The sequence below is a fragment of the Halovivax limisalsi genome, assembly GCF_023093535.1.
GTDB classification, from domain to species: domain Archaea; phylum Halobacteriota; class Halobacteria; order Halobacteriales; family Natrialbaceae; genus Halovivax; species Halovivax limisalsi.
This window is the reverse complement of record NZ_CP095757.1, coordinates 2584206-2605618: the sequence shown is the minus strand read 5'-3', so window position 1 is coordinate 2605618 and position 21413 is coordinate 2584206. Positions and strand designations below refer to the sequence as shown.

General features: G+C 67.6%; 20 protein-coding genes and 1 tRNA gene. 15 read left to right on the top strand and 6 right to left on the bottom strand.

The features are described from left to right. Positions 1–173 precede the first annotated feature (173 nt). From MXA07_RS12085 to MXA07_RS12075, 3 genes are all read left to right on the top strand, one after another. A complete protein-coding gene (locus tag MXA07_RS12085; RefSeq protein ID WP_247728849.1) occupies positions 174–1526 on the top strand; it encodes a ribonuclease J in 1353 nt (450 codons plus the stop codon). 1 nt (position 1527) lies between these two features. Continuing rightward, positions 1528–2580: a geranylfarnesyl diphosphate synthase gene (idsA3, locus tag MXA07_RS12080; protein ID WP_247728848.1), complete on the top strand. Its 1053-nt coding sequence runs from the start codon at positions 1528–1530 to the stop codon at positions 2578–2580. 99 nt (positions 2581–2679) lie between these two features. Continuing rightward, positions 2680–4398: a glutamate--tRNA ligase gene (locus MXA07_RS12075; RefSeq protein WP_247728847.1), complete on the top strand. Its 1719-nt coding sequence runs from the start codon at positions 2680–2682 to the stop codon at positions 4396–4398. Between the two features lie 63 nt (positions 4399–4461). Here MXA07_RS12075 and MXA07_RS12070 read toward each other — a convergent pair whose 3' ends face one another. After that, positions 4462–4626: a DUF8014 family protein gene (locus MXA07_RS12070; RefSeq protein ID WP_247728846.1), complete on the bottom strand. Its 165-nt coding sequence runs from the start codon at positions 4624–4626 to the stop codon at positions 4462–4464. Positions 4627–4750: 124 nt separating this feature from the next. Here MXA07_RS12070 and MXA07_RS12065 point away from each other — a divergent pair, with 124 nt between their 5' ends. Then, on the top strand, positions 4751–5515 hold the full coding sequence (locus MXA07_RS12065; RefSeq protein WP_247728845.1) for an SDR family NAD(P)-dependent oxidoreductase: 765 nt from the start codon (positions 4751–4753) through the stop codon (positions 5513–5515). Between the two features lie 38 nt (positions 5516–5553). Here the strand turns inward: MXA07_RS12065 and tmcA are convergent, their stop codons facing one another. Then, positions 5554–7929, bottom strand: coding sequence for a tRNA(Met) cytidine acetyltransferase TmcA (tmcA, locus tag MXA07_RS12060; protein WP_247728844.1), 2376 nt, complete (start codon positions 7927–7929; stop codon positions 5554–5556). Between the two features lie 345 nt (positions 7930–8274). On the opposite strand from tmcA, the gene rpl7ae reads away from it, so the two are divergent. From rpl7ae to MXA07_RS12030, 6 genes are all read left to right on the top strand, one after another. Beyond that, the gene (gene rpl7ae, locus MXA07_RS12055; protein ID WP_247728843.1) at positions 8275–8637 is read left to right on the top strand and encodes a 50S ribosomal protein L7Ae; all 363 of its coding nucleotides are present in this window, start codon (positions 8275–8277) and stop codon (positions 8635–8637) included. A gap of 11 nt (positions 8638–8648) precedes the next feature. After that, positions 8649–8873 carry a 30S ribosomal protein S28e gene (locus MXA07_RS12050; RefSeq protein ID WP_247728842.1) on the top strand — a complete coding sequence of 75 codons (225 nt, stop codon included), beginning with the start codon at positions 8649–8651 and terminating at the stop codon, positions 8871–8873. Positions 8874–8875: 2 nt separating this feature from the next. Next, positions 8876–9358 (top strand): 50S ribosomal protein L24e, encoded by a 483-nt coding sequence (locus MXA07_RS12045; RefSeq protein ID WP_247728841.1) that lies wholly within the window; start codon positions 8876–8878, stop codon positions 9356–9358. Then, positions 9355–9819, top strand: coding sequence for a nucleoside-diphosphate kinase (gene ndk, locus MXA07_RS12040; RefSeq protein ID WP_247728840.1), 465 nt, complete (start codon positions 9355–9357; stop codon positions 9817–9819). Before MXA07_RS12045 ends, ndk begins: the two co-directional genes overlap by 4 nt. Before the next feature lie 313 nt (positions 9820–10132). Beyond that, positions 10133–10735 (top strand): superoxide dismutase, encoded by a 603-nt coding sequence (gene sod, locus MXA07_RS12035; protein WP_247728839.1) that lies wholly within the window; start codon positions 10133–10135, stop codon positions 10733–10735. Positions 10736–10863: 128 nt separating this feature from the next. Next, positions 10864–11175 carry a DUF5827 family protein gene (locus MXA07_RS12030; RefSeq protein WP_247728838.1) on the top strand — a complete coding sequence of 104 codons (312 nt, stop codon included), beginning with the start codon at positions 10864–10866 and terminating at the stop codon, positions 11173–11175. Positions 11176–11206: 31 nt separating this feature from the next. On the opposite strand, the gene MXA07_RS12025 is transcribed toward MXA07_RS12030, so the two are convergent. Then, on the bottom strand, positions 11207–11785 hold the full coding sequence (locus MXA07_RS12025; protein ID WP_247728837.1) for an MBL fold metallo-hydrolase: 579 nt from the start codon (positions 11783–11785) through the stop codon (positions 11207–11209). Between the two features lie 119 nt (positions 11786–11904). On the opposite strand from MXA07_RS12025, the gene MXA07_RS12020 reads away from it, so the two are divergent. Together MXA07_RS12020 and MXA07_RS12015 are read left to right on the top strand one after the other, a co-directional pair. After that, on the top strand, positions 11905–13128 hold the full coding sequence (locus MXA07_RS12020; protein WP_247728836.1) for a helix-turn-helix transcriptional regulator: 1224 nt from the start codon (positions 11905–11907) through the stop codon (positions 13126–13128). A gap of 64 nt (positions 13129–13192) precedes the next feature. Beyond that, positions 13193–13267: transfer RNA gene (locus tag MXA07_RS12015), tRNA-Glu, on the top strand. A 1204-nt stretch (positions 13268–14471) separates the two neighbouring features. Here MXA07_RS12015 and MXA07_RS12005 read toward each other — a convergent pair. Further along, positions 14472–16064 carry a PAS domain-containing protein gene (locus MXA07_RS12005; protein WP_247728835.1) on the bottom strand — a complete coding sequence of 531 codons (1593 nt, stop codon included), beginning with the start codon at positions 16062–16064 and terminating at the stop codon, positions 14472–14474. A 269-nt stretch (positions 16065–16333) separates the two neighbouring features. Here MXA07_RS12005 and MXA07_RS12000 point away from each other — a divergent pair, with 269 nt between their 5' ends. The 3 genes from MXA07_RS12000 to MXA07_RS11990 all read left to right on the top strand — a co-directional run bounded on the left by MXA07_RS12000 (position 16334) and on the right by MXA07_RS11990 (position 18375). Continuing rightward, positions 16334–17068 (top strand): SCO family protein, encoded by a 735-nt coding sequence (locus MXA07_RS12000; RefSeq protein ID WP_247728834.1) that lies wholly within the window; start codon positions 16334–16336, stop codon positions 17066–17068. 2 nt (positions 17069–17070) lie between these two features. Beyond that, entirely contained in the window at positions 17071–17640 is a 570-nt protein-coding gene (locus MXA07_RS11995) for a TlpA family protein disulfide reductase (protein ID WP_247728833.1), read from the top strand. A 63-nt stretch (positions 17641–17703) separates the two neighbouring features. Then, a complete protein-coding gene (locus MXA07_RS11990; RefSeq protein WP_247728832.1) occupies positions 17704–18375 on the top strand; it encodes a cytochrome c biogenesis protein CcdA in 672 nt (223 codons plus the stop codon). A 67-nt stretch (positions 18376–18442) separates the two neighbouring features. On the opposite strand, the gene MXA07_RS11985 is transcribed toward MXA07_RS11990, so the two are convergent. Together MXA07_RS11985 and MXA07_RS11980 are read right to left on the bottom strand one after the other, a co-directional pair. After that, a complete protein-coding gene (locus MXA07_RS11985; RefSeq protein ID WP_247728831.1) occupies positions 18443–21031 on the bottom strand; it encodes a heavy metal translocating P-type ATPase in 2589 nt (862 codons plus the stop codon). A gap of 159 nt (positions 21032–21190) precedes the next feature. Beyond that, positions 21191–21385, bottom strand: a complete 195-nt coding sequence (locus MXA07_RS11980; RefSeq protein ID WP_247728830.1) for a DUF8131 family protein — start codon at positions 21383–21385, stop codon at positions 21191–21193. Positions 21386–21413: the final 28 nt, after the last annotated feature.

The following is a 21413-nucleotide window of genomic DNA, read 5'->3' as shown; positions in this document are numbered from 1 at the left end:
CGAGGTAGCGAGACCCGCGGGCAAGTGCGGCCGCCCTCGGAACTGGGTCACGAGACCCGCCGAGACCGGCCGCATAGCGGGATGGCCGACGCGCGGAAACCGTCGAGGCCGCAGGAACCGGGAGTCCGCGGACCGTTACCCAGAGAGCCCCGACCGGCTCTCGGTGTTTACAAATGGAAATAGAAATCGCAACGATAGGCGGTTACGAGGAAGTCGGACGGCAGATGACTGCCGTTCGCGCGGGCGACGACGTTGTCATCTTCGACATGGGACTGAACCTTTCGCAGGTTCTCATCCACGACAACGTCGAGACCGAACGGATGCACAGTCTCGACCTGATCGACATGGGCGCGATCCCGGACGACCGGATCATGTCCGATCTGGAGGGCGACGTGCAGGCGATCGTGCCGACACACGGTCACCTGGACCACATCGGCGCGATCTCGAAGCTCGCCCACCGGTACAACGCGCCGGTCGTCGCGACGCCGTTTACGATCGAGCTGGTCAAACAGCAGATCGAGAGCGAGCAGAAGTTCGGCGTCGAGAACGACCTGGTCAAGATGGACCCCGGCGAGACGATGTCGATCGGCGACAGCGGGCAGGTCGAACTCGAGTTCGTCAACGTCACCCACTCGATCATCGACGCCATCAACCCCGTGTTGCACACCCCAGAGGGGGCCGTCGTCTACGGGCTGGACAAGCGCATGGATCACACGCCGGTCCTCGGCGACCCGATCGACATGGAGCGCTTCCGCGAGATCGGTCGCGAGGGCGAGGGCGTCCTCTGTTACATCGAGGACTGTACGAACGCCAACAAGCAGGGTCGGACCCCGTCCGAGCGCACGGCGCGGGAGCATCTCCGTGACGTCCTCTACAGCATCGAGGACTACGACGGGGGGATCGTCGCGACGACGTTCTCGAGTCACATCGCTCGCGTCTCCTCGCTCGTCGAGTTCGCCCAGGACATCGGCCGCCAGCCGGTCCTGCTGGGCCGCTCGATGGAGAAGTACTCCGGGACGGCCGAGCGACTCGACTTCGTCGACTTCCCGTCGGATCTCGGCATGTTCGGCCACCGCAAGTCGGTCGACCGGACGTTCAAGCGCATCATGAACGAGGGCAAGGAGAACTTCCTGCCGGTCGTCACCGGTCACCAGGGCGAGCCGCGCGCGATGCTCACCCGGATGGCCCGCGGCGAGACGCCGTACGAACTCGACGACGGCGACAAGGTCGTCTTCTCCGCCCGGGTCATCCCGGAGCCGACCAACGAGGGCCAGCGCTACCAGGCCGAGAAGCTGCTGGGCATGCAGGGTGCGCGCATCTACTCGGACATTCACGTTTCGGGCCACCTCAACCAGGAGGGCCACTACGAGATGCTGCAGGCGCTGCAACCCCAGCACCTCATCCCGGCCCACCAGGACATGAAGGGCTTCTCCGGCTACGTCGACCTCGCACGGAGCGAGGGGTACAAGCTCGGACGCGACCTCCACGTGACGTCGAACGGCAACCTGATCCAGCTGGTCGAGTGAGATGACGACCCCCGAGGCACGCGAACAGGCGGTACTCGAGGCCGTCCGGGAGCGCCGCGAGCGCGTCAACGAGGCGATCCCCGACGAGCTCCCGATCAAGCGCCCGGAACGGCTCTACGAGGCCTCTCGCTACCTGCTCGACGCGGGCGGCAAACGCCTCCGACCGTCGGTATTGCTCGTGACGGCCGAAGCGCTCGCGGACGTCGAACCGCTCTCGACGGAGTACCGTTCGTTCCCCACGCTCGACGACGGGGACCCCATCGACGCCCTCGCGGCGGGGGTGAGCGTCGAGGTGATCCAGTCGTTCACGCTGATCCACGACGACATCATGGACGACGACGACCTGCGCCGGGGCGTGCCGGCCGTCCACCGCGAGTACGACGTCGAGACGGCGATCCTCGCCGGCGATACGCTCTACTCGAAGGCCTTCGAGATCATGCTCGACACCGGCGCCACGACCGACCGGACGGTCCGCGCGCTCGACGTCCTCGCGAACACCTGCACGCAGATCTGCGAGGGCCAGTCGCTGGACGTCCAGTTCGAGGAGCGAGCGCACGTCACGCCGGACGAGTACCTGGAGATGGTCGAACAGAAGACGGCGGTCCTCTACGCCGCGTCGGCCGCACTTCCCGCGGTCCTGATGGGAGCCGACGAGGAGACGGTCGACGCCCTCTACGGCTACGGCCTCGACATCGGCCGCGGCTTCCAGATCCACGACGACGTCCTCGACCTGACCGTCCCGAGCGAGACGCTCGGCAAGCAGCGCGGCAGCGACCTCGTCGAGAACAAGCAGACGCTGATCACGGTCCACGCCCGCGAGCAGGGCGTCGACGTCGATTCGCTCGTCGACACCGACGACGTCGACGCGGTCACCGAGGCCGAGATCGACGCCGCCGTCGCGACGCTCGAGGATGCGGGAAGCATCGAATTCGCCCGAGCGAAGGCGCGCGAACTCGTCTCGCAGGGGACCGAACGGCTGGACGTCCTGCCGGAGAACGAGGCGCGATCGCTGCTCGAGGATCTGGCGGATTACCTCGTCGAACGCGGTTACTGACCGGGTCGTGCTCGGCGTCGTCGCCGTGCTGGCGTCGGGGCGTCCGATGGCGAGCGAGATCCGCGGCTGTTTTGACCGACCCCCGCGAACACCCGTCCAATGGACGACGAGATGCGCGAGCGCGTCGAGCGCGAGGCCGAGAAGCACGCGCTCCTGAACGCAGTCAAACACGAAAGCGAGGCCGACGTCGGGGCGATCATGGGCCCGCTCATGGGCGAGAACCCCGAGTTCCGACCGCACGGGGACGAGATTCCGGGCGTGATCGGGTCCGTCGTGAACGAGGTCAACGACCTCGAGGCCGCCGCCCGCCGAGAGCGGATCGAGGAACTGGCGCCGGAAGAACTGGCCGAGATCGAAGCCGAGGAACCCGGGGACGATCGTCCGCTCCCCGACCTGCCGAACGTCGACGACTACGACGAGGTCAGGATGCGCTGCGCGCCGAATCCGAACGGACCGTGGCACGTCGGGCACGCCCGCATGCCGTCGGTGATCGGCACCTACCGCGATCGGTACGACGGCTGGTTCTGCGTGCGATTCGACGACACCGATCCCGAGACGAAGCGACCCGATCTCGATGCCTACGACGCCATCCTCGACGCCGTCGCGTACCTCGGATTCGAACCCGACGCGGTCTATCGCGCCAGCGATCGGGTCGAGACCTACTACGAGCACGCTCGCGAGTTGATCGAACTGGGCGGCGCGTACACCTGCACCTGTCCCGCCGGCGAGTTCAGCGAACTGAAGAACGCGGGCGAGGCCTGCCCGCACCGCGAGAAGGACCTCGACACGGTCGGCGAGGAGTTCGAGGCGATGGTCGACGGCGACTACGACAGCGGCGAGATCGTCCTGCGGGTCAAGACCGACATCGAGCACAAGAACCCCGCGCTGCGGGACTTCGTCGCCTTCCGGATGGTCGATACGCCACATCCCCGCGAGGAAGCCAGCGAGTACCGCTGCTGGCCGATGCTCGACTTCCAGTCGGGGATCGACGACCACCTGACCGGCGTCACCCACATCATCCGCGGGATCGACCTGCAGGATTCGGCGAAGAAGCAGCGCTTCGTCTACGACTACTTCGACTGGGAGTACCCCGAGGTCGTCCACTGGGGCCACGTCCAGCTCGACGCATACGACGTGCCGATGAGCACCTCCTCGATCAAGGAACTGATCGACGCGGGCGAGCTGGACGGCTGGGACGATCCGCGCGCACCGACGATCGCGAGCCTGCGCCGCCGGGGGATCCGCGGCGAGGCGATCACCGAGGCGATGGTCGAACTCGGCACCTCGACGTCGAACGTCGACCTCGCGATGAGCACCATCTACGCGAACAACCGCGACCTGATCGACGACGAGAGCGACCGACGCTTCTTCGTCCGCGACGGCACCGAGGTTCCCCTCGGCGGCTCGCCGCCTGACGAGGCGACTCCGCCGCGCCACCCGGACCACGAGGACCGGGGCGTCCGCGAGATCCCCGTCGGCGACGCCGTGCTCGTCGAAGCCGACGATCTGCCGGCGCGCGAAGGTCGGGTTTGGCTGAAGGGTCTGGGCTGCTTCCAGTACACGCGAGATACGTTGCAGTACACCGGCGAAACTATTCAGGTGGTCCGCGAGGGCGACGTCGAGGTCGTCCACTGGGTGCCGGCCGACGCGGCCGTGCCGCTCCGGCTGCGGACGATGGACGGCGACGTCTCCGGCCACGCCGAACCCGGCGTGGGGTCGATAGCGCCGGACGAAGTCGTCCAGTTCGTTCGCGTCGGGTACGCCCGGATCGATCGCCACGACGACGCGGAGACGGTCGCGTACTTCACGCACCCCTGATTCGGCAAGCGATATCTCCCGCCCGATTCGCCGTGTGGGTTCGTTCACACGGTCACAGTCGACCTAATCCAGCAGGTCCTCACCGGCGTCCGGCTTCGGATCCGCGACGACGCCGTCCTGACGCCCGAGAACGCGGGCGTGAGCCGCACAGACCAGCCGGTTGTCGGCCCACGGGATGTGGAGTTCGACGGAGGCGGGACGATCACATCCGTCCTCTGCACAGCGCATGCCCGTCCCTAAGGAGTGGGACTGGTCATGCTTTTGGTTCCCACGGCGGCGGACGGTTCGTGATACTACTGGCAGCCGGTATCTGGCCGGGTCGATTTTATCACTGCGTGGGAAACGCCGGTGTATGACACGCGGTGCGATCGTCGTCGGCGCCTCGTCGGGCATCGGGGAGGCGCTGGCGCGACGACTCGCGGCGGACGGCTACGAAGTCGGACTGGCCGCACGGCGGACCGACCGATTGCGGGCCATCGGCGAGGCGCTGCCGACGCGAGCCTACGTCGCGACGATGGACGTCACGGAGACGAGGACCGCTCGCGAGGCGTTTTTCGAACTCGCCGACGCGATGGACCGCGTCGACCTGGTCGTGGTCAGCGCGGGTACCGGGGCGCTGAATCGCGACCTGGAGTGGGGACCCGAGCGCGAGACGATCGCGGTCAACGTCGACGGGTTCACGGCGATCGCGACCGCCGCGATCGAATTCTTCGAGGAGCGGGCCGGGTCCGAGGCGGGACGCGACGCGCCGGACGGCGATCTCGACGGCCACCTCGTCGGGATCTCCTCCGTCGCCTCCCGCTTCGGCAATCCAGGCGCGCCCGCGTACAACGCCTCGAAAGCGTTCGTGAACAACTACCTTCGGGGGCTTCGACACCGTCAGCACGCCCGGTCGGCCGATATCGCCATCACGACGGTCGAACCCGGGTTCGTCGACACCGACATGGCGATGGGCGAGAACCTGTTCTGGATGGCCTCGCCGGAGACGGCCGCCGCCCAGATCCACCGGGCGATCGAGAATCGCCGGCGCCACGTCTACGTCACTCGCCGCTGGCGCCTGATCGCCTGGCTGTTCGCCCTCCTCCCGGAGTCGATCGCCCGTCGTCTCCTGACGTGAGTCTACGGGACGAAACCGACCGCGCTAGGTCGGGTGGCCTATCGGAACCGATCGCGAAGTGTACCAACCTCGCTGGCGGCCGCGTCACCGACGTTCGCTTCGTCGCGCCCGTAGTGGTCGACGAGCGGCGTGATGGCGTCGCCGAACGATCGCATGCACTGGCCGGGCGAGTGATACTCGAGTTCGTCGGCGACGGCGGGCCACGGCCGGGCCTGGAGGCCGCGGCGGACGAACAGCCGTTCCTCGCGGTCTGTCGGTTCGTCGTCGGCCGACGCACCTTCCGGATTCGACGACCCATCGGCATCCGGATCCGGTCGCTCGATCAGGTACCGGACGAGCAGCGGGCGAAACGGACCGGGATCGACGTCGAACAGCCCCGGGCCGTAGGCCGCCCCGGCGATCGTTCGCCAGTCGTGAGGATCGTCGGAGAGTTCGGGGGCCGCGTCGACCGGCACCGAACGCAGAATGGCTCGCGCGGTATCCGGATCGAGATCGGAAAGCGCGTCGCCGAGGATGGCCGGGGCACGCCGGGCGAACCACCGAGCGTGTCGGTCGCGGAGCGCTCGACCGCGATCGCTCGTCGGCCGGAGGACGATCGCGGAGTACTCCCCGCTCCGGTCGTTCCGAGTCGTCGAAGCGTGCACGGTCGCGTAGCCGTTTCGACGCCAGAACCGGAGGAGGGCGGGCGTCGCGCCGAAGCCGGAGCCGAGCCAGTCCGCCTCGTCGGCGAACTCCGTCTCGAGTTTCGAGAGGAGGTGCGATCCGAGCCCGCGGGAGCGAACCGCGTGGTGGGTGGCGATGCGGACGACGCGGTAGCCGACCGCTTCCCCCGCCGACTCGTCTCGAAGCTGGCTCGTCAGCACGTCGGGGATCATGTTCCCGCGGATGCGCGCGCCCTCGTACATCGCGGCGCGCGTCGTCGCGCCGAGTCCACCTTCGCGGGCGAGCATCGCGACGCCGACGACGTGACCGTCGTGTTCGAGCGTCCGGACGGTCACGTTCGGCGCGTCGAGCACGCGCGCGAGGTCGGCGGGCTCCGTCCGGTAGTGTGCCAGGACGAGCAGGCCGAAGGTCTCGCGGAGTCGGCGTTCGTCGGTCGCGAGTTCCGCGGACTCCGGCCGTTCGTACGTCACCGATTCCGGCGTCGCATCCGTGACGAGTTGCGCCACGGGCGGTCGCGCGTCGAGCGCGAGGACGCGAAACGCCCAGGTCTCGATGGGGTCGCCCGCCGCGTAGCGAATTGGTTCGACGAGCGTCAGCGACGTCACCGCGTGGGGCCCCTCGTCGAGTCGATCCCGGAACCTGACCGAAAAGCCGCGACCGGTCCCCTCGTAGCCGTGGACCGTCGTCGCGTAGGCGACGTCGTCCGCCGCCAGCGTCGATTCGAGGATCGAGACCGGGAGGGCGGCGGCCTCGTCGACGATCACCGCGTCGGCGTCGTCGACCCACGATTCGACCGCCGTGGCGGACTCGAACCGGACGCGGCCACCGGAGGGGGTCCGGACGTCGCGGCTGTCCGGTTTCCCGTCGGCCGGGCGGTCGTCTGGCGCCCCCTCGACCGTCGAGACGAGTTCTCGCGCACGGGCGAACACCTCGGCACAGCTGTCGACCGACGGGGCGGTCACGACCACGTCGCGGCCGGCTATCGCGAGCGAGCTCGCCGCCAGGCCGGCCGCGCTCGACTTGCCGCGGCCCCGATCCGCCTCCAGGACGACGGCGCGAGGTTCGTCGTCGCGCTCGAAGGCCTCGAACGCCGCGAGCGCGTCGCGTTGTTCGTCGGTAAGGCAGGCCTCGTAGGCGGCGGCTGGGAACGGTTCGCCGTTCGGTTGCAGCTGTGCGGTCGATTCGGTGTTCGGTCGCCGCTGAACGGTTGAATCGGCATCCAGTCGCGGGGCCGGATTCGTCAGGCCATCCCGGACGACCCGATCGGCGTCGACGTCGACGATCGCGATCCCGGGGTGGGCAGCCAGCGATTCGACGAGCCGGGCCCGAAAGTGACCGGTCACCTCGTCGACGGCGAACGGCGGGGCGGCGAGCGTCTCGTCGAACTCGTCGCGTCGATCCGCCCACTCCTCGAGCGGTGGTGCGAGCAGCACCAGCAGGCCGCCGCCGTCGACCGCGCCGACGACCCGCCCGAGCGCGTTCGGTCGGAGGGCCGCGTGGGCGTCGAGGACGACGACCTCGCGCGTCACGCCGAGGAGCCGGTCCGCCGTTGATTGCGTGCGGTGTTCGCAGCGAAGGCGATCGTCCGGACCGACGAGCGTCGTCGCCGAGATGGGGACGTCGAGGTCGTCGAGTAGCGCTTCGAGGTGTTCGTAGGCGGCGTCCCGATCGCCGGCGAGGACCAGCAGTCGTCGCTCGTCGACGGCGCTCGCCTCGGCCCGAAGCGCCCTCGCGACCGACTCCGAGTGCATGGGCGCTCGATACGTACCCGGTCGGGGTAATTCCACCGTTCCGCGCGGAGGGATCGACGGTGCAATATCGTAGCGGACGTATCGAATAGCGGATTTCGTCCGGCGCGGTCGCCGCGCCCTCCGGTATCTTTCGAACGTGCGCCTCCGTGTCACCCCGAAGAATGTTTGAACACGCTTTTATGGGGGGCACCGCTACGTGGCAGTACACCCTACGCGGGGTTGATGATGCTCCTAGCCGCACAGGAACTCCGCCGGGGCCGGTCCGACGACCGGCGCCGGTACGGGGCACCCAGCGCCCCACCGGCAGGGGAGCGCGAGCCCGCGCGTAGGAGAGGTGAACAACCAATGTCAGTCTACGTCACGATCGACGTCCCGGCCGACCTCCAAGAGGACGCCCTCGAGGCCCTCGAAGTCGCCCGAGACACCGGACGCGTAAAGAAAGGAACGAACGAAACGACCAAAGCGATCGAGCGCGGCAACGCCGACCTCGTCTACGTCGCCGAAGACGTCTCCCCCGAGGAGATCGTCATGCACCTGCCGGAACTCGCAGACGAGAAGGGGATCCCCGTCGTCTTCGTCGGAACGCAGGACGACGTGGGTCACGCCGCCGGCCTCGAGGTCGGCTCCGCCGCGGCCGCGATCGTCGACACCGGCGAGGCCGAGGACACCGTCGACGACATCGCCGGGAAGATCGAGGATCTCGAGTGAGGTGGTGAGAGATGAGTGCTGAAGAGGGCGAAGGCGGTTCGACGCCCGCCGAAGTCATCGAGATCGTCGGCAAGACCGGCATGCACGGTGAAGCCATGCAGGTCAAGTGCCGGATCCAGGAAGGCGAGAATCAGGGTCGCATCATCACCCGCAACTGCCTCGGGCCGGTCCGCGAGGGCGACGTCCTCCAGCTGCGCGAGACCGCCCGCGAGGCCGACTCCATCGGAGGGCAGTGACCATGGTCGAGAAACGAACCTGCGACTACACGGGCGAAGAGATCGAGCCGGGGACGGGTATCATGTACGTCCAGACGGACGGTACCATCCTCCACTTCGTCGACTCGAAAGCGGAGAAGAACTACAAGCTGGGTCGCGAACCGCGCGACCTCGAGTGGACGGAGCAGGGTCGCGCGAACAAGGGCCCCGCCCAGGCGGAGACGCCCGCGGACGAATCGACGGAGACGGGCCGGCAGGCTCGCGCCGACGCGGGCGCGGATCAGGTCCCCGAACGGGAGGTCGCTGACGAGCCCGACGCCGAGACCAGCGACCGCGTCGAGGCGGAGACGGAACCGCAGGACGAGGTCGCCGACGAGGACGGTGCTGCCGAATCCGACGATACCGGTCAGCAGGAGGTGCCGGCAACTGATGCCGACGACGTGACGGCCGAGGACGAAGAGTCGCCGGCCGACGACGTCGAAGCCGAAGAGGGGAGCGAGGTATGAGCGACCGCGAGCGGACCTTCGTCATGGTCAAACCCGACGCGTTCGCACGCGGACTGGTCGGCGAGGTCGTCTCCCGGCTCGAAGACCGCGGGCTGAAACTCGTCGGTATCACCGTCGAGAACATGCCCCGAGAGCGCGCCGAGGAGCACTACGCCGAGCACGAGGACAAGCCGTTCTACGACGATCTCGTCGAGTTCATCACGTCCGGTCCCGTCGTCCCGATGGTCTGGGAGGGCCAGGACGCCACCCGGCAGGTCCGGCAGATGATCGGTGCGACCGACCCGCTCGAGGCCGACGCCGGCACGATCCGCGGCGACTACGCGCTCGATCTGGGTCGCAACGTCGTTCACGCCGCCGACCACGAGGACGAGGGCGCGAACGAACGCGAGATCGCGATCCACTTCGACGAGGACGAACTGATCGACTACGATCAGCACGACGCGACCTGGCTCTACGAGTAACGAGGACTCGCGATCCCGACGACTCGCGATTCGACCGTCTCACTTTTCGACGCTCGGTTCCTCCCGATACGAGCCGCCGCGCCTCGAACCGTCGGTTTCAGCCGGTACAGAACGAGCGGATCGATACCAGCTTCCCATCGATCCACCCGGTTTCGGGAGAAACCGTTAACACGTAGATCGTGGTTGGTGCCAGACGGAGGAGTATCGGTCGCGCGCGAACGACGGCGCCGATACGTTCGCGATGCGGCGTGTTATCGTTTCACTCCTCAACGTTTAACAGTCGCGATATCGAACACGAGAGCGGGTGTCCACAATGACCGAACACGAACTTCCACCACTTCCGTACGACTACGACGCGCTCGAACCGTCGATCTCCGAACAGGTTGTGACCTGGCATCACGACACACACCACCAGGGCTACGTCAACGGCCTCAACAGTGCCGAGGAGGAACTCGCGCAGAACCGCGAGGCGGGCGACTTCGAGTCCACCCCGGCCGCGATGGAGAACGTGACCCACAACGGCTGCGGGCACTACCTCCACACGATGTTCTGGGAGAACATGTCGCCGAACGGCGGCGGCGAGCCGGAGGGCGACCTGGCCGACCGCATCGAGGAGGACTTCGGCTCCTACGAGGCCTGGAAGGGCGAATTCAAGGCTGCCGCGGGCGCCGCCGGCGGCTGGGCGCTGCTCGTCTACGACCCCGTCGCGAAGCAGCTTCGCAACCTCAAGGTCGACAGGCACGACCTCCACGCCCTCTGGGGTTCGCATCCGATCCTCGCGCTGGACGTCTGGGAGCACTCCTACTACTACGATTACGGGCCGGACCGCGGCGACTTCATCGACAGCTTCTTCGACGTGATCAACTGGGACTCGGTCGCCGACGAGTACCAGACGTGCATCGATCACTTCGAGTAAGCCGGCAGCGTCGATTTTTTCACGTCCCCGTGTTCCAAATGCGAGCTCTCGCCTGTCGAGTGCATTCAACGCAGATCTGGGTCCCGATGCCGGGAGTTTTAGGACCCGTTCGTTCGTACGGGACAGACATGCCACGTCCGAAGTCGACGTTCGATTCGATCTACCCGTGCGATTTCTACGAACCGAGCGATCTGTTCGCTCCGAACCAGATGTACACCGTCTACGAGATCGCCCGGTTGCTCCAGGGACTTGAGCCCAACGCCGAACTCGATCGCGACACCGAAGACATTCTCCTCGACTGGGCCATCCCGTGGATCATGAAGAACGCGGACGACCTCGTCGTCGCGGAACCCCAGGACGAGGGCGAACCCGGATACTACGGACTGGCCGACGACGGTTCGGCCGACTCGCCGGATGCGGCCGATTCGGCCGACGCCTGACCTGGGTGACACACCGGGGTAGCAGGCCCGCTCAGTGCGAGCGTGCCATCCGCGCCGCGAGTTCGATGTGTTCGACGGGTCGCTCCCGGATGCTCGGCCCGTGTCCGACGTGGAGGACCGAGAGCGACGGTTCGACTGCCTGGAGCAGGCGATCGATACTCTCGACGAGCGTGGCGCGGTCGCCCTCTGGGAGGTCCGTCCGGCCGAAGCCGCCGTTCTGGAAGACGAGGTCGCCGCCGAAACAGACGGCGGGTTCCGGGGCGTACAGACACACGTGATCGTCCTTGTGGCCGGGCGTGTGGATGACCCGGTAGCGATCGTCGCCGATCTGGATCCGGTCGCCGTCGGCCAGCCCGTGGTCGATCCCGTCGTGACCCTCGTCGAAGCCCCAGACATCGACGTCGAAGGCGTCCACGACCGCCGGGAGGGCGCCGACGTGGTCCGGGTGCGTGTGCGTGAGGACGACCGCGTCGAGACCGCCGGTTCGCGACTCGACCGCCGAGACGGCGTCGAAGTTCGAGCCGGTATCGACGAGGACGCGGCGGGTACCGTCGACGAGGAATGCGTTACTCGTAAAGGCCGTCACGTCGGCCGCGATGTTCTCGATCATCGTTCGTCGTATGCGGATCGCGGGTTTGTGTGTATCGTCCCGTCGATCATTGGGATCGATCGCCTCTCGCTCCCCGTGACTCAAAAACTCTTTGAGGTCGCCGACCGACGTGCGTGTACATGCAACGGTCGTCGGTCACTTCGGTCGCGGCGTTCGCCGTCCTGTTGGCCGCGATTAGCGTCGTCGCCGTCCTCGGCGGCGCCGGGTTCGGCGCGTCCCCGGTAACCGACGAGATTGATGCCGGCAAGGCCGCCTCGATCGATCCGGACTCGGCCGCACCTGCCTCGACCGAGACCGGATCGAGCGTCCTCGCCGCCCAGCCCGACTTCGATCGAACGACGTTCAACGTGACGGTCGCTGCGGACGGCTCCGCCAGGTGGACGTTCGAGTACGAGCGACCGCTCGAGTCGGCCGAAGCCGTCGAGGAGTTCGAGGCCTACGCCGAAACCTTCGAGGCGGAGGAGACCGACCTCTACGCCCAGTTCACCCAACAGGCCGAGACGCTCGTCGCCACGGGCGAACGTCACACCGGTCGCGAGATGTCGGCGAGCGACTTCACTCGGGAGGCGACCGTCGAGGGCACGATCAATCGCGTCGGTGTCGTGCGAATGTCGTTTCACTGGGAGGGGTTCGCCGTCGTCGAAGACACCACCGTCACGGCGAGCGACGTCTTCGAGGGCGGGTTCTACATCATGAGCGATCAGTCCCTGGAGTTCAGGGCCGGCGAGGGGCTCTCGTTCGAGACCGTCCGACCCGAAGCCCAGTACGCGGGGACGCTCGAAACGGCGCCGTCGGTAACCTGGTCCGGCGAGCGCGACTTCGCCGATCGCTACCCGTACGTCGTCTTTACCATCGACGCCGCTGCGGGGGCCTCGGACGACCAAACGAGCGTGATCCCCGGGTGGATGCGTCTCGTCGGCGGGACGATGGCCGTGTTACTCATCGTCGGCGGGGTCACATTTCTGGCCCGCCGGTCGGAAACCGCACCGGATCCCGTCGCTGTCGTTCGGTCGCTGACGGACGGCCGGCCGACGGGCGCGACGACGACCGAACCCGATCCGGCAGCTGGCGAGGTGGGCGACGAGACGGCGGCGGAGAACCATCCGGTCGACCTCGTCTCCGACGAGGACCGCGTCACCGCGCTCATCGAGGAGAACGGCGGGCGCATGAAGCAGGTCCAGATCGTCGAAGCGACCGACTGGTCGAAGTCGAAAGTCAGCATGCTCCTGTCGGAGATGGAGTCCGACGGGCGGATCAGCAAACTCCGCGTCGGCCGCGAGAACATCATCAGCCTCGACGGCTTCGAACCGGAAGCGGCGCGGTCGCCGCACGACGACGAGTGACCGGACGGGCGGTGCCGTCGAAACGGAACGCTTAAACACCGGACGGCGCAACTGCGTACTGTACGCTCCGTTGGTGTAGTCCGGCCAATCATCTTGCCCTCTCACGGCAAGGACCAGGGTTCGAATCCCTGACGGAGCACTCTTCTGAACGAACGCGGTGAGTGAAGAGGGAAGCGCCCGTTCTGGGATTCGAATCAGATCAGTCGTGCGCAGCGAAGCGAGCACGTCTGGACGTGGTTCGAATCCCCGACGGAGCATTCCGCTGCGAACGATACCCGAGCAGCAAATGCGATCCAGGGTTTGAGCCCTGCCAGTCCCACCGCGACGGAGTGAGCGAGATGTTCCGGCAAGCCACGCGCACGTGGAGCAACACCCGAGGTGGCGAAGCCACAGCTGCGAGCGTAGCGAACGGACCGTCATCACGCGGCACAACCCTTGAGGGAGCAGTTTGCTGCATGCGAGTGGCGAGTCCGTGTGCGTACCATCCCGTGTCGAATCGGCAGGGTGGACCGAAACCGCCCCGGCGGAGTTGCGGGCCACCGGCCCTTGTTTCCTGTCGGGCCGTTCCGGACGCCGCGTTTCTCCGAGGGACCCGCGACCGCCGTCGGCGGACGGCGTCAGGGCCGAACGTGACCGTCTCGACACCTCACCATTCGATAGACAAGATGGCTGACGCCGTGCTCAGCGAGCGGTCGGGCCGTGGCAACCGAACCACGCGAACACGACCGTACCGAGACGCCGGACGGGACGTCGCTCCCGAACGTGATCACCCTGTTGGACGGGAACTCCCGTCGAATTTCGAACTCGCCGGCGCCGGTGGCCGCGAACTCGTCGGTGAGGATCCGCGCCGCGAGGCGATCGTTCTGTCGAACGGCGTTACGGCGGGCGCGATCGACGATGGCGTCTATCGATTCCGATCCTCCGGCAATCAGGTCAACGTCCGTCGTCGATTGGAACGGAGTGCCAGCGGTTGACTCACTCCACACCCCAGACGTCCACGTCGAGTACAACCTCCCGGGAGCGTCGGCCCGCTGTAGCAGGTGAGCCGTACCGGAGGGGCGCCGAATCACCCCCTGGATCGCTGAGGCCGGCTTCGTGGGGCGGGTGAAACGACAGCTCTCGGGGATCTTCGTGGAACGCGTCTGACGACGAGCGCCGGAACACGGCCGGCCGGCTGGTTCTGGACCGGCAGGTTGCACGGAAGTGATTCGGTTCGTCAGACGTATCACTCGGTGCCTACCCGAGCGACGGCGATGCCGTCGATCCCGATTCGCGGATCGGACGGACGCGACATCGAGCGCCCGAGTCGGACCCTCCCACTATCTGTGCCGAAACGCGGATGATTACCCGTTGTCGAGGTCGGTAGCACCGTCGGCGTCGTCCGCGCGGCGGACGTCCGTGATGTCGATCGCGATGCCGGGGAATCGGACCGGCGTCCCGTCGTCGTCGGTTTCGACGCGACCGCGGGCGTAGATCCACCGGGCCGGCTCGCCCCGCGGGGTCGCGAGTCGGTACGTTTCTTCGTACTCGCCGCCGGAGGCGATCGCGTCTTCGATCGATTGGACGACCCGCTCGCGATCGGCCTCGCAGATCGCCGCCGTGAATCGCTCGATGGAGACACCCTCGCGCGCCCGGTCCGGGTCGATGCCGAAGGTCCGGGCGAACGCCGTGCCGGCCGTGATCGTGTCCGCCTGCACGTCCCAGATCCACGTGCCGACGGCGCCGGCTTCGACGGCCGTCTCGAGTTCCGCCTTCGCGGCGCGCAACGCCTCTTCGCGCTCTCGCTGGTCGGTGATATCCTGAATGAACCCACGAATTCGCGGTCCCTCGTCGGTGACTTCGACGCGCCTGGCACGGGTTCGGACCCAGCGAGTCTCTCCGGCTGGTGGATCGTGTCTCACCTCGAGGTCGTACGGCTCGCCGGTCGTTCGAGCGCGTTCGAGCGCTCGTTCGAGGCGTTCGCGGTCCTCGTCGGCGAAGAACGGCAGGACGTTCGACTCGCACGGGTCGTACGAGTGATCGACACCGTGGATCCGATAGCAGCCGTCAGTCCAGTTGACGCTGCCGTCGGGTTCGAGTTCCCACGCACCGAGGTCGCCCAGGTCTTCGGCCTCGCTGAAAAAGTCACGGATCCGTTCGAGTTCCGCTTCGCGTTCGCGACGTTCGGTGATGTCGCGGGTGTAGCCGACGAGCCGACTGACGGCGCCGTCGTCGTCGAAGATGGGCTCACCGCGAAGGTGGATGATCCGGCCGTAGTCCTCGGCCTCGTTCACGCGAAGTTCGAGTTCGACGGCCTCGCCGTCGGAGAGTCGGGTGGCCGCGTCCCTCGCTCGCTCGCGGTCGTCGGGGTGAATCGCCTCGAAGAACTGATCCGGCTGCTCCTGCAGGGCGCCGATCTCCTGGCCCCAGACGTCCTCGTACCGGGAATTCAGAAAGAGGTGTTCCTCCCAGTCCGGGCTGACCATCCAGAGGACGTCGTTGGCGGCGCTTGCGACCTCGCGGCTGTACTTGGCCTTCTTCGCTGCGTTTGTGGCGGCGCGGTGATCGGAGATCGCCGCTGTCGCGCGCTCGACGAGATCGGCGGCCGGACGCGACTGGGGAAGATAGTCGGTTACGCCGGCACCGATAGCGTCGCTGGCGAGTGATTCGCTGCCATCTGCGACGTAGAGGACGACCGGAAATCGCTCGTCTCGGGAGCGAACGTACTCGAGGATCGACAGCGGATCCGTCCCCGTGTCCGTTACCACGAGGCAGTCCGCCGCCTCGAGATCGAGCGTCTCGAGGTCACGCTGACCGACGGCTCGGTGCGTGATGGTCACGTCGACCGTTGCCGCCTCGAACGCCGCTCTCACCGACTTCGGCGGCTCTGTGGACGCCACGAACACGATCCGATACGGCGACGTGCCGATACCGCTCTCCGACGTTAGTCCATCCATCGATCCTCGGACTGCCGACCGCGTTCGGTTTGCTGGGATTCGGTAGGGGTATTCATTGCGTATCGATGTAGATCCGGACCTTTCCTACACTTACCTTCGAACGCGTTCGAATTAACTGTGTGGGATCGGTTCGGTTCCGGACCGGCCGCAGGTGGTCCGCGGATCACCGCCGGGCTGTCCGGTCGAATCGCTGTTTCGATCGGCCCGATTCCCAACTGGAGGGAACGAATACGGGGTGGTTTAGTATCCTGGATACCTATTCCCGGTATATGAAGCGGCGCACGTATCTCGGTCTCGCGTCGGCCGGCGGGCTGTCGGCCACCGCCGGCTGTCTCGAGACGCTCGGACTGGGTTCGTCGGCGACGGTTCTCGACGCGCCCGAGAAGCGCGGCGATCCGTCCCATCCGATTCACGGGGAAGAGATCCCGTCGTTCTCGGTGACGGACGTGCTATCCGGCGAGACCGTCTCGAACGAGACGTTCGAGGGCGAGCGGACCCAGTTGTACACGTTCGTTTACACCAACTGCCCCGACGGTACCTGTCCGGCTCTCCTCCAGCGACTCTACACGCCCAGTCAGGCCATTCGCGAGGCGGGCCACGAGTCCGACGCGGCGTTCGTCCCGATCACGTTCGATCCTCGGCGGGACACGCCGGAGGCCATCGCGGACCACGTCGAGGCGTTCAACATCGACCCGGATTCGGAGATGTGGTACTTCCTGCGACCGAGCCCGCAAGAAGCGGCCTACGAACTCGTCTTCGACGACTTCGGGTTGCCGATCAAGGAGCAGCGCCCCGGCGAGGACGACGGACACGACGGGCACCAGCACTCGAACGAGACGGTCCCCGGCTCGAACGAGTCGGACGTCTCGGACTACACGTTCACCCACTTCGCGCTCATCCTCCTGGTCAACGATCGCGGCGTCGTCGAACGGTCGTACCCGCGGGCGACGAGGTTTTCTCCGGAGACGATCCAGGAGGACATGCTCGCGGTGATCGAGGGGTAACCATGAATCGACGGGAGGCGCTCGCCGGAATCGCGAGCCTCGGGGCGCTCGGAACCGGCGGCGTGATCGCCACGACCGGACTTCCGTCGCTCGGTCCGGGAGACGACGCGTCACCGCCGCAGCTGGAGGAGTCGACGACGGTCGAGACGTTCGATCTCCCCTGGACCGACGGCGAGCCGGTCACCGTGCCGCAGGCGGGTTCGGTGCTGTTACTGGAGTTCTGGGCGACGTGGTGTTCAGTCTGTCAGGCTCACCTGCCGAAGGTGACGGCCGCTCACGAGCAGGTTGGAGACGACGTCCAATTCCTCTCGATCACCTCCGAAACCGTCGGGCCCGACGCCCAGGTGACGGTCTCCGACATCGAGGCCTGGTGGCGCGAACACGGCGGCGGCGAGTGGGCGATCGGTTACGATCCGACCGTTCGCCTAAAAACGCGTCTGGGTGCCCTAGCCACGCCGGGATACGCGGTCATCGACGCCGACGGCGTCACGCGGTGGGTCGACCAGGGCCGCGTTCCGACGGCGACCCTCCTCGAGGAGATCGAGGGCGCCGGAGGCACCGTCGATGCCTGAGGGACCACCGCTCCCGGCCGCAGTTCCCGGCCATCCCTCGACGGGATCCGGTGGTGGGTCCCCGTGACGGACCTCTCGACGCTCGGCGGGATCGGGTTCGCGCTCTACGCCGGGGTGCTCACGTTCTTCTCGCCGTGTGCGTACGCGCTCCTGCCGGGCTACGTCGGGTTCTACGTCGGACGGGCGGAGGGCGAATCGACGCTCTGGGGCTCGTTCGCGCGCGGGATCGTCGCCGGCGTCGGTGTGCTGGTCGTCCTCGGCGGCTTTCTCGGGTTGACGTACGTCGTCGGCAACCGCGTCGTCGACCTCCTGGCCGTCGTCGAACCGGCCGTCGGGCTCGCGCTCGTCGTTCTCGGCGTTCTCATAGTCTTCGACCGCGCGCCCTCGCTGTCGATCCAGTTACCCGAGCGCCGAACCGGACTCCTTGGGTTCGGCATCTTCGGCGCCGGGTACGCCGCGGCCTCGGCCGGCTGCGTCGCGCCGGTCGTCCTCGCCGTCGTCAGTCTCGGCCTGTCGACGTCGGCCGCCGGGGGGCTGGTCGTCCTCGGCACCTACGTCGCGACCGTCTCGATCCTGATGGTGTCGGTGACCGTCGCGGCGGGAACCGGCCTCTCGGCGGGCAGGGAGTGGGTGCTCGCGAACCGCGGCCGGCTCGAACAGGCCGCCGGCGTGCTCCTCATCCTCGCCGGCGCCGGCCAACTGTACGTGGCCTTCGCCGTCGAGTACTCCCTCTAACGCCGGGGCGATCGCTCAATGCGAGCGCCACGCGACCGACGGCTCTCGGTGGACGCGTCGCCGATCGCTACGGATCCATCGACCGGGCGGAGTTGAGTACGACCAGGGTGCTGCTGGCGGCCATCGCGAGCGCCGCGGCGAGCGGGTTCAGGACGTCAAGCAGGGCCAGGGGGATGGCGATGGCGTTGTACAGGAACGCCCAGCCCAGATTCTGTCGGATGCGGCGGTTCGTCTCCCGGGTCAGTCCGAACACGTCGGGGACCGCCCTGACGTCGTCGGTCGTGAGCACGGCGTCGGCGGCGTCGCTGGCGAGGGCGGTCCCGCCGCCCATCGCGACGCCGAGGTCGGCCGCCGCGAGCGCCGGCGCGTCGTTGCTCCCGTCGCCGATCATCGCCACCGAGCCACGCTCGCCGAGTTGGCGAATCGTCGCCGCCTTCCCCGCCGGCGGGACGCCGTCGAACACTTCGTCGACGGCGTCGGTCGCGCGATATCGATCGGCGCTCGCGCCGTCGTCGCCGGTGAGGACGACGACGTCACGGCCGGACGACAGCGCCTCCACCGTCCCGCGCCACCCGGACCGGGGTTCGTCTCCCACCGCCACGACGCCGCGGGCCGCACCGTCCCAGCCGACGACGACGGGTACGTCGCCCGCGGCGCGGATATCGTCCACTCGACCGACCAGCGACGCGCGCGTCGACCACGCCCCATCGTCGAACAGCGCCGGGTGGCCGACGACCGTCGGCTCGCCGGCCACTCGCCCCCGGACGCCGCGTCGGTCGTGTTCGACGTCCGTCGCGCGATCCGGGTCGGGTGTCGTCCCGTCGGCCTCGCCCGCGTGGGCGACGATCGCGCCGGCGATCGGGTGCGAACTGTGGCGTTCCAGGGCGGCCGCTCGGTCCAGCAGCGTCTCTTCGGAGACGCCGTCGACGGTGTGGACCGATCTGATGCCCATCTCGCCGGTCGTGAGCGTCCCCGTCTTGTCGAAGACGACGGTGTCGACCTGGGGCGCCGTCTCGAAGACGTGTTCGCTCGCGAGGACGACGCCGCGCTCGGCCGCCGACCGGACGCCCGACGCGATGGCCAGCGGCGTCGCCAGTCCGAGCGCGCAGGGACAGGAGACGATGAGGACCGTCAGTCCGAGGAGGAGCGCGTCGGTACCACCGTCGCCGACCCACAGCGAGACGCCGGTGGCCGCGGCAGCCAGGACGAGCACGAGCGGGACGAAGATCGTCGCCAGCCGATCGGCCAGCCGCTGGGCGCCCGGCGTCGCGCTCTGGATGGTCCAGAGCAGTTCGACCAGTCGGTCGAGACTGCTCGTCGCGTCGTCGCCGACCCGCACGACGAGCGAAGCGTCCGTGACCAGCGTGCCGCCGTGGACCGTATCGCCGGGTTCGACGCCGACCGGGATCGCCTCGCCCGTGAGCAACGATTCGTCGACCGATGCGCGCCCCGATGCGACGGTCCCGTCGAGCGGAATCCGCTCGCCTGGCCGGACGAGCAGGTGATCTCCGGGTTCGACCGACTCGATCGGGACCCGGTCGTCCGCCTCGTCGTCTTCGGCTGTCACGTCACGTTCGGCCGGTTCGTTGACTTCGTCCACCTCATCGCCGAGGTCAACATCGCCGTCCGCGTCCGCATGGATGTCCCGCACCCCTCCAATCACCCGCGCCGTGTCGACGCGCTGGCGGGTGAGGTTCCGGAGGAGATCGAGCGACCGTCGCTTGACACGGTCCTCGTACCACGTGCCCGCGGTGACGACCAGGATGATCGCGACGGTGACGTCGAAGTAGAGGTCCGTCCGCCCGAGGACGATCGCCAGCGTGCTGTAGCCGTAGGCGGCCAGCGCGGCCGTGGCGACGAGGAGGTCCATGTTCGGGCGACGGGCGCGGAGGCTCACCCAGGCGCCCCGAAGGATGGGAAACCCGGTGTAGCCCAGCACGATCGAGGTCATGAGCCAGATGTTCCAGAAGAGGTACTGGCCGGCGTAGCCGCCCAGGTCGAACAGCGGGTCGAAGCCGAAGTACGTCGGGTACAGAAACAGGACGTACCAGACCATGACCATCATGCCGAAGAAGCCGCCGCCGACGAGAAATCGCGCGAGCGCCGCGTCGGCGGCGGGCGAGCCGTCGCTCTCCTGCCGGTCGTGGGCCTCGTATCCGTAGCCGGAGAGTCGGTCCGGCAGGTCGCGCTCGTCGAGTGCCTCGGGGTCGTACGTCACCCGGATGGTGTCACCCGCGTAACTCGCGACGGCCTCGTGAACGCCGTCGATGGTCTCGGCGCGAGCTTCGAGAAACGCCTCGCAGGTGGCACAGTGCATGCCGTCGACGGCGAGAAAGGCTCGCTCGGCGTCCGACAGCGCGTCAGGCTCCTCGCGACCGGTCGTCTTTCCAGCCGGTTCGTCGTCGGCCGACTCCGGCGCCGATGGATCGGTCCCGTCCACTCGCATTCGAATCGCCTCCGCATCGACGTCGTTGACGGAGCCCAGCGCCCGCGATACCGACAGGCAGCCGCGACAGCAGAACGAGCCGTCGACGTCGCTGGCGGTGATCGGCGAGTCCGGCGTCGGCAGGTCACAGAGCGAACACCGACCGCCGGGTTCCTCGTCGGACGCGTTCGTCTGATCGCTGGCCGTGGGGACGTCCTCACTCCGTGTCATGGGCGGGTGTCCTCGCCTGCTATGCGGACGTTCTCGCCGGGTCCGGTCACGATCGACAGGTTTCGCCCCCGGAACCGACCCTCGTCCGGATCCATCCGACCCCGGTGAGGGGAGCCGAACCGCGTTGACCGCGACTCGACGTCGTCATCGGCTCGACCGTCAGTGGGCGGCGTCGTCGCTCCGGACGTCGTGGGGCCCCATCGCCGCCCAGAGCGCGGCGACGATGAGGACGACGTTGACCGCGGCGACGGCGGCGACGGTGCTGGGCCGGCCGAGGACGTACCAGGCGGCCGGGAGCAGGGCGACCGCGCCGACGATCGCGACGTACCGCGGCGCCAGTGAATCGAGATCCATAGCGGGGGTTTCGATCCACACCTATTAA

Excerpts from the sequence above, each read along its gene's own strand:
- MXA07_RS12025 (WP_247728837.1), bottom strand. The coding sequence starts at position 11,785 with ATGATCGAGAACATCGCGGCCGACGTGACGGCCTTTACGAGTAACGCA.
- MXA07_RS11980 (WP_247728830.1), bottom strand. The coding sequence starts at position 21,385 with ATGGATCTCGATTCACTGGCGCCGCGGTACGTCGCGATCGTCGGCGCG.
- sod (WP_247728839.1), top strand. The coding sequence starts at position 10,133 with ATGACCGAACACGAACTTCCACCACTTCCGTACGACTACGACGCGCTC.
- MXA07_RS12045 (WP_247728841.1), top strand. The coding sequence starts at position 8,876 with ATGGTCGAGAAACGAACCTGCGACTACACGGGCGAAGAGATCGAGCCG.
- idsA3 (WP_247728848.1), top strand. The coding sequence starts at position 1,528 with ATGACGACCCCCGAGGCACGCGAACAGGCGGTACTCGAGGCCGTCCGG.
- MXA07_RS12005 (WP_247728835.1), bottom strand. The coding sequence starts at position 16,064 with ATGGATGGACTAACGTCGGAGAGCGGTATCGGCACGTCGCCGTATCGG.
- MXA07_RS12070 (WP_247728846.1), bottom strand. The coding sequence starts at position 4,626 with ATGCGCTGTGCAGAGGACGGATGTGATCGTCCCGCCTCCGTCGAACTC.
- MXA07_RS12030 (WP_247728838.1), top strand. The coding sequence starts at position 10,864 with ATGCCACGTCCGAAGTCGACGTTCGATTCGATCTACCCGTGCGATTTC.
- MXA07_RS12075 (WP_247728847.1), top strand. The coding sequence starts at position 2,680 with ATGGACGACGAGATGCGCGAGCGCGTCGAGCGCGAGGCCGAGAAGCAC.
- MXA07_RS11995 (WP_247728833.1), top strand. The coding sequence starts at position 17,071 with ATGAATCGACGGGAGGCGCTCGCCGGAATCGCGAGCCTCGGGGCGCTC.
- MXA07_RS12000 (WP_247728834.1), top strand. The coding sequence starts at position 16,334 with ATGAAGCGGCGCACGTATCTCGGTCTCGCGTCGGCCGGCGGGCTGTCG.
- MXA07_RS12020 (WP_247728836.1), top strand. The coding sequence starts at position 11,905 with ATGCAACGGTCGTCGGTCACTTCGGTCGCGGCGTTCGCCGTCCTGTTG.
- tmcA (WP_247728844.1), bottom strand. The coding sequence starts at position 7,929 with ATGCACTCGGAGTCGGTCGCGAGGGCGCTTCGGGCCGAGGCGAGCGCC.
- MXA07_RS12050 (WP_247728842.1), top strand. The coding sequence starts at position 8,649 with ATGAGTGCTGAAGAGGGCGAAGGCGGTTCGACGCCCGCCGAAGTCATC.
- ndk (WP_247728840.1), top strand. The coding sequence starts at position 9,355 with ATGAGCGACCGCGAGCGGACCTTCGTCATGGTCAAACCCGACGCGTTC.
- rpl7ae (WP_247728843.1), top strand. The coding sequence starts at position 8,275 with ATGTCAGTCTACGTCACGATCGACGTCCCGGCCGACCTCCAAGAGGAC.
- MXA07_RS12085 (WP_247728849.1), top strand. The coding sequence starts at position 174 with ATGGAAATAGAAATCGCAACGATAGGCGGTTACGAGGAAGTCGGACGG.
- MXA07_RS11985 (WP_247728831.1), bottom strand. The coding sequence starts at position 21,031 with ATGACACGGAGTGAGGACGTCCCCACGGCCAGCGATCAGACGAACGCG.
- MXA07_RS12065 (WP_247728845.1), top strand. The coding sequence starts at position 4,751 with ATGACACGCGGTGCGATCGTCGTCGGCGCCTCGTCGGGCATCGGGGAG.